Raw genomic sequence first — 5,175 nt, 5'->3', positions numbered from 1 at the left:
GCCGACGGCGTTGACTTGGACCCTGCTGCCATCGGCATGCTGGGCGCGCCGTCGCATGGACTTTTCTGGTGGGACGGAGGCAAAGCCAACGAACCTTCCCTGCAGAAAACGCTGGCCCAGAGCAACATTTCGCTGGCTCCTGTTACCCACGTTGTCAGCAATGCAGTGCGCGCCTTGGTTGACGGCCGCTCCCCCGTGAAGATTCCGGTATCCGGCCGGGAACGATTCATGAGCAGCTATTACCCGCTGCTGCGCCAGGGCTTGGGTTCCGCAGTAGAGCTGATCTCCAGCGATGGCTCGGCTACCGTGCCAGAGTTCAAGGAGCCGACGCTGGTGCTGACGTCGACCCACGCCCCAACTCCAACGCAAGGCGGCCCCTCGCTGGAGTTGCATTGGCATTGGGAGTACAACCTGGACGGCATGGTTGCCCGGCGCCCCATGGTGGCAGATCCCAGCGACTACCGTGATACCTCCTTTGAAACACGGTTGCTTGCTTTGGTTTCCGCCGCATTGGCGCAGTTCCCCGCACCGGTACAAGAACCATTCCCGCACGCGCCGAGCCAGTATCCAGGCAGCAATGCACCGGTCCGCTTGAAGGAGGTGGCAGCGGCGCGTTTCAGCAACGAGGCGCTGCCAGCACTAGCCAGTCTTGACCATGTCAGGGTGGATGCCAGCGGAATCACACCGGACTACACTGAGCTAACCCAGACCCCGCAGATTGGCATCAGCACCACCGAAACCAACGACCGTGACTGGTTTGATCTGGGCGTCTCCGTCAATATTGGCGGCACCGACGTGCCGTTTGGCCACTTGTTCCGCGCGCTGGCCGACGGCGAAGAGCACTTGATGCTACCCAACGGCCACTACTTCACCCTTGCCCAAACCGAGTTTCAGCAGCTGCGCACCCTCATCGAAGAGGCCCGCTCCCTGCAGGAACCCGGTGAAACGCTGAAGATCAGCCGCTACCAGGCCGGGCTGTGGGACGAACTGGCCGAGCTGGCCACCACGTCCGCACAAGCCCAGTCGTGGCGGACCCAGGTGTCGGGGCTGCTGGAGCTCCCCGGAGTGAAGCCCGTCCCCGTCCCCGCCACCTTGCAGGCATCGCTTCGCCCCTATCAGCACGAGGGGTTCAACTGGCTGGTGTTCCTTCAGGAGAACGGGCTCGGCGGCGTGCTTGCCGACGACATGGGCTTGGGAAAAACCTTGCAAACGCTGGCGCTTATTTGCCACACCCAGGCAAAGGCCGGCGCAGGGACGAAGGCCGCTCCGTTCCTTGTGGTGGCCCCCACCTCGGTGGTGCCGAACTGGGTAGCCGAGGCCCGCCGGTTTGCCCCGGGCCTGCGGACCACTGCCGTAACGGACACCCTGTCCCGCAGCGGCACGGATGCGGCAGCGCTGGTGGCCGGGGCCGACGTCGTGGTGGTTTCCTACACGCTGTTCCGGCTCGACAACGAGGCGTACGCGGGGCAAAAGTGGGCAGGATTGATCCTTGACGAGGCCCAGTTTGTGAAAAACCCTTCCACGCAGGCCAGCCGCAATGCGCGCATGTTCCCGGCACCGTTCAAGATGGCCATCACCGGCACCCCCCTGGAAAACAACCTGATGGAGTTGTGGTCACTGTTCGCCATCACGGCTCCGGGGCTGTTCCCTTCGGCAAAAACCTTCGCCGACTACTACAGCAAACCAGTGGAGAAGGAGGGGGATGCGGACAAGCTGAGGCAACTACGACGCCGGATACGCCCCTTGATCATGCGGCGCACCAAAGATGCCGTCGCCAAGGACCTTCCACCCAAGCAGGAACAGCTCTTGGAGCTGGAACTGGCGCCGCGGCACCGGCGAATCTACCAGCGCCACTTGCAGCGTGAACGCCAAAAGGTGCTCGGCATGCTCGGGGACGTGGACAAGAACAGGTTTGCGATCTTCAAGTCGCTGACGACGCTGCGCATGCTCAGCCTTGATGCCTCACTGGTGGATGCGAAATATGCCAGCTCCCCTTCGAGCAAGCTTGACGTGCTCTTTGATCATTTGCAGGACGTGGTGGCGGAGGGGCATCGGGCGCTGATCTTCAGCCAGTTCACCAGCTTCCTGGGCAAGGCCGCCGAACGACTGGATGCGGCCGGCATCGAGTACGCCTATCTTGACGGCAAGACCCGCAAGCGCGGCGACGTCATCGAGAAATTCAAATCCGGCACGGCACCGGTTTTTCTGATCAGCCTCAAGGCCGGCGGGTTCGGCTTGAACCTGACGGAGGCGGACTATTGTTTCCTGCTGGACCCGTGGTGGAACCCTGCCACGGAGAACCAGGCGGTGGACCGCACCCACAGAATCGGGCAGAAAAAGAACGTGATGGTTTACCGGCTGGTCGCCAAGGACACCATTGAGGAAAAAGTGATGGCATTGAAGGAGAAGAAGGCGAAGCTGTTCTCCGCCGTGATGGACGACGACGCCATGTTCTCCTCCACGCTCTCCGCCGACGACGTGCGCAGTCTGTTCGAGGCTTGATCCGCACCGTGCCCAGGGCCCCATCCCGACCCGTGCACCGCGTGTTCACCAGTTGTGCTGCGCGGACCGCGGTTCCGGCGCGTTCGCCCAGTGAGAAGAAACGCCCATGCCACCGGCCAGTCCCCTAGTGTGGGGGAAATGGAGAGTATTGAATCGATGTTGCCCGTCCCGCCGTCCGCCGAGGACTTGTTGGACGGGTTCGTCAGGGTTCGTGGGGCGCAGGAAAACAACCTCAAGAACGTCGACGTCGATGTGCCCCGTGACGCGATCGTCGCCTTCACCGGCATTTCCGGCAGCGGCAAGTCCTCCTTGGCCTTCGGCACGATCTTTGCCGAGGCGCAGCGCCGGTACTTCGAATCCGTTGCCCCGTACGCCCGCCGGTTGATCCAGCAGGGCGGCAACCCCCACGTGGAATCCATCACCGGGCTGCCCCCTGCCGTTGCGCTGCAGCAACGTCGCGGCACACCCAGCACACGGTCTTCAGTGGGCACCGTGACCACGCTGTCCAACTCTGTGCGCATGCTCTTCTCCCGTGCCGGTGACTACCCGGACGGCTCCGGCATCCTGTATTCCGATTCCTTCTCCCCCAACACCGTCACCGGTGCGTGCCCCGTTTGCCACGGTTTAGGCACCGCGCACACTGTCAGCGAGGAGTCCCTCGTGCCGAACCCCGAGCTGAGCATCAGCGAAGGGGCCGTCGCCGCCTGGCCGGGCGCCTGGCAGGGCAAAAACCTCCGCGACATACTCGTCAAACTGGGATACGACGTCGAGATTCCCTGGAAGAAGCTGCCCCAAAAGCAGCGCGACTGGATCCTGTTCACTGAGGAACAGCCTGTCGTGACCGTCACGCCGCTGCGGGACAGGATCGAAAAACCTTACAAGGGCAGGTTCTGGAGTGCCCGAAGCCACGTCTTGCACACGCTGGCGGATTCAAAGAGCGCGCCCATGCGCGAGCGGGCCTTGGCCTTCATGCACTCTGGGCCCTGTACTGAATGTGGTGGCAGCGGTCTCAAGCCGGACGCTTTGGCAGTGCGCGTCGCCGGGCGCAATATCGCGGAGATGAATGCCCTGCCGTTGAAGGAATTCAAGGATGCGCTGCGCCCGCTCACCAACACCCCTGCCGGGTCCGATGGATCGCGGGAAGCAGTGGGGGCGGCCATCGCCAAGGACCTGCTGCAGCGTGTGGGGGTGCTTTTGGACTTGGGGTTGGGCTACCTCAGCCTGGGCCGCGCCACCCCGACGCTCTCCCCCGGAGAGATGCAGCGGCTGCGGATCGCCACACAGCTGCGCTCCGGACTTTTCGGCGTCATCTATGTCTTGGATGAGCCCTCGGCCGGCCTGCACCCGGCGGACACCGAGCCGCTGTTGGAGGTTCTGGCCCAGCTGCGTGCTGGCGGCAACACCGTCTTCGTCGTTGAGCACAACATGGACCTGGTGCGCCGCGCCGACTGGATTGTCGACGTCGGACCCCGGGCAGGGGTCGACGGCGGGTGGATCCTCTACAGCGGCCCGGTGCCGGGTTTGGCTGATGTCAAAGAGTCCCTCACACGCCCCTTCCTGCTCGACGGCGACTCCCCGGCATCGCCGCTGGAAGCGTTGGATGGCGGCACGGCAGGCGGCAGGCGGCCACCCAGGCAAGGCAGGCGTCAGGAACTTGGCCGCCTTCACATTCGCCAGGCCTCGTTGCACAACCTTCAAAACCTGGAGGTTTCGGTGCCGGTGGGGGTGCTGAGCGCAGTGACAGGGGTGTCCGGTTCGGGCAAGTCCTCGCTGCTGAAGGTCCTCTCCGCAGCCTTTGAGTCACGCGACGGGTTGGAGAACGGCGCGCAGGTGCAGTCCGTGGACACGGCGGTGGCTGCCGTCAGCGGGTTGGACGCGGTGGATCGGCTGGTGGAGGTGGACCAGCGCCCCATCGGCCGCACGCCTCGCTCCAACCTGGCCACCTACACCGGCTTGTTCGACGCCGTTCGACGCGAGTTCGCGGCCACGGACGAAGCCAAGGAGCACGGTTTCAGCCCCAGCCGGTTCTCATTCAACGTCGCTGGCGGGCGGTGTGAGAACTGCCTGGGGGAAGGATCGGTGTCCGTGGAGCTCTTGTTTCTCCCTGGCAGTTATGGCCCTTGCCCGGTTTGCCATGGCGCACGCTTCAACGAAGAAACCCTGGAAGTGGAATATCGCGGGAAAAATATCGCCGACGTTCTTTCGCTGACGGTCGATGCTGCAGCAGTGTTCCTAGCGGACATTCCGGCGGCCGCCCGCAGCTTGGCAGCGCTTCGAGAGGTGGGGTTGGGCTATCTACGACTGGGCCAGCCGGCAACCGAACTCTCCGGAGGTGAAGCCCAGCGCATCAAGCTGGCCACGGAACTCCAACGCGCCCGCAAGGGGCACACCCTCTACCTGCTGGATGAGCCCACCACCGGACTCCACCCGGCGGACGTCCGCCTGTTGCTGCACCAGCTCAACCGTCTGGTGGACGCCGGCAACACCGTGGTGGTTGTGGAACATGACATGGATGTCGTCGCCTCAGCTGATTGGGTGATGGACCTCGGTCCTTCCGGCGGGGCCGACGGCGGACGTCTCATGGCCGCAGGCACCCCGGAAGAGGTGGCCGCCGTGGAAGGAAGCCGCACCGCTCCGTATCTGGCCGTGGCCACCGACAAGCGCTAGATCCGC

At 64.0% G+C, this 5,175-nt stretch carries 2 protein-coding genes; both read left to right on the top strand.

Annotated elements, in window-relative coordinates:
• Window positions 1-2,502, top strand: a 2,502-nt coding sequence (locus tag Q4P21_RS10505) for a DEAD/DEAH box helicase (protein WP_303388726.1), incomplete at its 5' end; no start/stop codon positions are given.
• A 138-nt stretch (window positions 2,503-2,640) separates the two neighbouring features.
• On the top strand, window positions 2,641-5,169 hold the full coding sequence (locus Q4P21_RS10500; RefSeq protein ID WP_303388725.1) for an excinuclease ABC subunit UvrA: 2,529 nt from the start codon (window positions 2,641-2,643) through the stop codon (window positions 5,167-5,169).
• Window positions 5,170-5,175: the final 6 nt, after the last annotated feature.

The organism is Arthrobacter sp. (assembly GCF_030540645.1).
Lineage (GTDB): Bacteria > Actinomycetota > Actinomycetes > Actinomycetales > Micrococcaceae > Specibacter.
This window is presented reverse-complemented; position numbering and strand designations above follow the sequence as displayed.

Bases quoted from the DNA above. Each gene is read 5' to 3' on its own strand.
- Q4P21_RS10500 (WP_303388725.1), top strand. From the start codon at position 2,641: ATGGAGAGTATTGAATCGATGTTGCCCGTCCCGCCGTCCGCCGAGGAC.